Source organism: Rhodococcus sp. MEB032, assembly GCF_030208925.1.
Taxonomy (GTDB): domain Bacteria; phylum Actinomycetota; class Actinomycetes; order Mycobacteriales; family Mycobacteriaceae; genus Rhodococcus_F; species Rhodococcus_F qingshengii.
On sequence record NZ_JARVSY010000047.1, the window covers coordinates 1 to 4,372 of the forward strand.

Here is a 4,372-nt window from a genome sequence, read left to right on the forward strand (position 1 = left end):
CACCAGCGGGGAGAACTACTGGCCGCCTACGGGGAGAACTTCGTGGCCATTGACAGAGGCGGTCACCGTGGAGGCGGTCACCCGCATGTCGAAGGTTGCACGTGCCACTCTGTACCGACACTTCGGAAGTACCACTGACCTGCTCGCTGCAACCTTCGAGCGACTACTACCCCCAGTCGACACCGATATCGATATCGATACCGGTCCGCTACGCGAACGTCTGATTTCGGTGCTCACCACCCAGGCCGACCTCATCGACCAAGCTCCGGTGCAGATGACCACGCTGGCCTGGCTGGCAATGGGACCCGTCAACAGCGGCGACGCCAGCCGGCGCGATCTCGATCCTGGCGCGGTGGTCTCGCTTCGGGCCCGTGTCATAGAGCAATACCGCAGGTCCCTGGATCAGATCCTGACGGCCCCTGACGCCCGCACTGTGCTCGGCGAGATCGACACCACCTTCGCCCTCATTCAGCTCCTCGGACCGATAGTGTTCGCTCGCCTCACAGGACTGCGCCACATCCACGCCGACGACTGCATCCAAATCGTCGACAACTTTCTCGCCGCCCATGCCGCAAGTGTCCGATCGAGCACTTCGCGCGACAACAGCCGTCCACGGCCGGCCGCGACGCTAGACCCGCAGCTCACCGACGGCCAGTAAAACTTGATGCGAAATTTGACCATCAATGCGCTATCCAGTCAGGGATCGCAGCGCTCACTGGATAAGGCCGGACGTGTGCTCAAGAACTCGGAGCTGCACTGCAGTGCACTTCTGACATCGTGCAGCCGTCTTCTGAAACTGACATTCACCTGGGGAAATTTCAGCGCCTTCCGTCCATTTTGTTGTCCGTTGAAAAAATCCGGTATGGCATAGTTTCTAACGGACAGTTTGTGTGCGGGACATCGTGAACGGTGACGATCGGGAGTGGAATGAAGATCGGCTACGCACGGGTCAGTACGGCGGCTCAAGATTCGTCGATTCAGGTCGAGCTTCTCGCCAAGGAGGGAGTCGACCGAGACCGGGTCTACGTCGATCACGGAATCAGTGGCCGGCAGACTCGACGGCCCGGGCTCGACAATGCGATCAACGCGGCCCGCGAAGGCGACGTCTTTTGCGTGACCAAACTCGACCGGCTCTCCCGGTCCGCGAAGGATCTCCACGAAACGGTGGGGCGACTGGCGGACAAGGGTGTTGCGTTGTCGATCGACGGGAAGATCTACGACCCGTCGGATCCGATGGGCAAAATGTTCATCGGAGTGCTCGGGCTGATGGCCGAATTCGAGTCAGACCTGATCCGAAGTCGGACCAGGGACGCAGTGGCAGCGGCTGCCGCGGCCGGCAAGATGAAAGGCCGTCAACATAAGCTCACGCCGGAAGAGCGTGCGTACCTGTTGCAGGTGCACGAAACCGGACAGTTCAAAATCGAAACTCTTTGCAAGAACACGGGTTTGAAGCGTTCGGCACTGTATTCGAATATTCAGCTTGCCCGAATTGAGCGCAATGACCACGATCGTAGGGCTTCGGAAACTGCTTGACATCGGCCTTGTCCGCACTCCACCCAAATACGTTCACAATTAGGTAGATTGGGTGACGGTTCTATTTTTCCGCAAGGTGGGGGTTCAGCTATGTCATTCGGAGATAAGGGTTTACCGCGTTTTATTGATCCGGACTACCGGGAGGCCTCGGTCACCGACGGACAGTCCTTGGTACTCAACCCGTTGCAAATTCACGCCAATGTTGACGAGATACTTGAGCGGCATTTGCTCGATCCGACAGTCGTTTTCGGTTTGCAGGACTTCTTTGGTGACGCCGAAACTGCTTTTGTGTTCGCACAACTCGGCCTCGCCGAGGATCTGTCGCAGCACATCGCCAAGACGGCTTCCAAGTTGATACGTCAGTCTTTTCCCAATCTGTATGGGCAGGTGGACTGGGCGTTTTTGACCAACCTGGATCCGGGGCTGCCAGACGGCCAGATCGCGGAGGCAGAGTTGCTACTCGCTCGTCAGATCATGCGAGATGCCTTCGACCCCAATCGATCTGTTGCCGAGAGTTATGGGGTAGCAGATCTGCCCTATCAGGGGCAGACGGGGCTTTGGTTGGTTGAGTGCGCCTTCTTCGCCCTCATTGGCCAGGGGCTCAGGGAAGGGCCGGGAAAGTAGCCCGGTTCGGTAGCGAAGATGCCCCGGCCTCCACTGGCCGGGGCATCTCGCTTCAGTCCCATAGCTCCGGACGGATGAAGGGTTGATCCGATCGTTGCCTGAGTTGCTCTCGATTGGCCCGCATCGGATTCTGTCGAACGAGATTTTGTCATGCAGGCATGAGTGCGTTGCGCAGCTGCGCTGTTACCGCGTCTGCGATGCGGGTTGCGAGGTCGATGTCCTCTCGCAAGGTTGCGGATGCGTGGGCGGCTCCGAGGGTGCCGGCGCAGAGGTTCCATGCGAGTCGGGGTGTGGTGGGGGTGTCGGTGAGTTCGCCTGCGGTGATGGCGGGTTCGATGATGTCGCTGATGGCGTCGACCCAGTGTGCGAATGCTGCGCCGTTGTTGATGGTGGGTTCGAGGGTGAGTTTCATGCCGGCGCGGAGGTTGGTGTCTTCGCCGATGTGCTGTGCGAGCGAGATAAAGATCGCTGCCAGCTTCTCCCCTGCTGTGCTGCTCGAACCGGCCGCCAGTGCTTCGCTGATGGTTTCGTCGAGGGTGTGGTTCCAGTCCGAGATGAGGTGTTCGGCCATCGCTTCTTTGGATGGGAAGTGGTAGTACATAGCGCCTTTGGCGAATTTTCCGGTACCGCTGATGGTGTTGATGCTGGTGTGGCCGTATCCGTCGGTGTCGAAATGCCGTGCCGCGACGGCGATGATCGCTTCTCGTGTCCGCACTGCACGGTCCTGCATTGCCGAGTTCTTGCTGCCGGGGATGCGCCCGATCCGGGGGCGGGTTGGCGTGGCGGAAGTGCTTTCCGTGGTGTGTGCCGGTTCGTTGGGGCTGTTCACAGGGATGCTCCTTCGACCATACGGACGGCGGCCGGGTCGGTTCCGCGCCACATCAGCAGCAGATCGTCGACTCGTTTGGTGATGGTGTGGTTCTCGTCGAGGCTAGCTGCAACCTGCACTGCGCCGACGAATCCGGCGCAGAGAGTGTCTGCGAGCCTGGACATGCTTTCCGCGCAGTCGAGGGCGCCGGAACGGATCGCGTCTATGACGATCGGTGTGATCGCGTCGGTCCACGATTCGTAGGTGGCACACGCATCACTGAGCGACTTGTCGACGGACAGGATGAGTCCAGCTCGGGTGATCGCTTCTGTTTGGGTGCGGCGGGCGAGTTCGCGGTAGATCATGATCACTTGCCGATCGGCGGGTTGACCTGTCGCTGCGGCCTTCCCCACTGTCTCGGAGACTGCGGCGGACCAGCGGCAGAGCATCTCGCTCGCGATGGATTCCTTCTTCGAGAAGTGGAAGTACATCGCACCTTTGGTGGTCTCGGAGATCGCCAAGATGTCATTGATGCTGGTGCCCGCGTACCCGGTTCGACTGAAGAGGGTGGCGGACACCTCGAGGATCGCTTCTCGGGTGATTTTCGCTCGTGGCTGCATAGGTGGTCGGCCGGTTTTGCCGTGGTCAATGCCTTCGGAGCGGTCGGTATGATTGTTCATGGTCACAGGTGCTTTCTGTGGTCATCGGCCCTGACGGTGTTACAGCACCGCCAGGGCCACCCCTTTATTGGTGGGTGTGGGTCAAACGGTGGCGAGTTCGCTGCGCATCGGGTTCTCGGCGGCTCGCAGGTCGGGCAATGGTGGACTGTCGAAGCCTGCTTCTCGCGCTGCGGCATCGAACTTCTCGTACCGGCGCCATGCGGTCGATGTCGCGACAGGCGGCTTCGATTCCAGAGCGATGGTTTCCCACGTGAGGTTCGGGTTCGTGAGCTTGCGGACCGCTGTGTCCTTCACGTTCTTCGCGAGATCCGACCCGGCAATGAAGGCCATGAGATCGTCTATGCCCGCCTCCGTGTCGCCCTGTGTTCCTTCGATGTCTCGACGGGCTGGGAACTCCGTAGCTGTGTCTTGGGGATCGAGGATGTCGTCGACGTCTTCATTCGTCATTTCGTCCACGAAAAATGGCTCCGCAAAGTCCGCAAAAGCGTCCTCGTTGCCGGCCTTCGCATCCACCGCTGTGGCGTCTACGTCTAGATCCTCTTCCTCCGGCTCCGCAATATTGTGGGCGATCTTCTCGCGGGGCTGAGGGACGCGGATCGGTCCCCGGCCTACGGTGAGGTCAGATGCAATACTCGTTGCATCCTCACTGTCGGTGGCACTTTCGACGATCGAACGGTAAGCGGCGTACGCCATTCCGACTGCCTTCACCAAGATCGTGATTCCGTGC

General features: G+C 59.8%; 5 protein-coding genes and 1 pseudogene. 3 read left to right on the top strand and 3 right to left on the bottom strand.

What is annotated here, in order from left to right:
* Positions 1–49: 49 nt before the first annotated feature.
* The 3 genes from QRN54_RS31015 to QRN54_RS31025 all read left to right on the top strand — a co-directional run bounded on the left by QRN54_RS31015 (position 50) and on the right by QRN54_RS31025 (position 2,157).
* Positions 50–658, top strand: coding sequence for a TetR/AcrR family transcriptional regulator (locus QRN54_RS31015; protein ID WP_285183872.1), 609 nt, complete (start codon positions 50–52; stop codon positions 656–658).
* A 251-nt stretch (positions 659–909) separates the two neighbouring features.
* A complete protein-coding gene (locus tag QRN54_RS31020) occupies positions 910–1,533 on the top strand; it encodes a recombinase family protein (RefSeq protein WP_223304651.1) in 624 nt (207 codons plus the stop codon).
* A gap of 90 nt (positions 1,534–1,623) precedes the next feature.
* On the top strand, positions 1,624–2,157 hold the full coding sequence (locus tag QRN54_RS31025) for a hypothetical protein (RefSeq protein WP_019749802.1): 534 nt from the start codon (positions 1,624–1,626) through the stop codon (positions 2,155–2,157).
* Between the two features lie 148 nt (positions 2,158–2,305).
* Here the strand turns inward: QRN54_RS31025 and QRN54_RS31030 are convergent, their stop codons facing one another.
* From QRN54_RS31030 to QRN54_RS31040, 3 genes and pseudogenes are all read right to left on the bottom strand, one after another.
* Positions 2,306–2,986: a TetR family transcriptional regulator gene (locus QRN54_RS31030; protein ID WP_019749801.1), complete on the bottom strand. Its 681-nt coding sequence runs from the start codon at positions 2,984–2,986 to the stop codon at positions 2,306–2,308.
* On the bottom strand, positions 2,983–3,645 hold the full coding sequence (locus QRN54_RS31035) for a TetR family transcriptional regulator (RefSeq protein ID WP_037134772.1): 663 nt from the start codon (positions 3,643–3,645) through the stop codon (positions 2,983–2,985). The genes QRN54_RS31030 and QRN54_RS31035 overlap by 4 nt, the downstream gene beginning before the upstream one ends.
* An 81-nt stretch (positions 3,646–3,726) precedes the next feature.
* Positions 3,727–4,372: pseudogene (locus tag QRN54_RS31040) on the bottom strand (DUF2637 domain-containing protein); the annotation flags it as partial.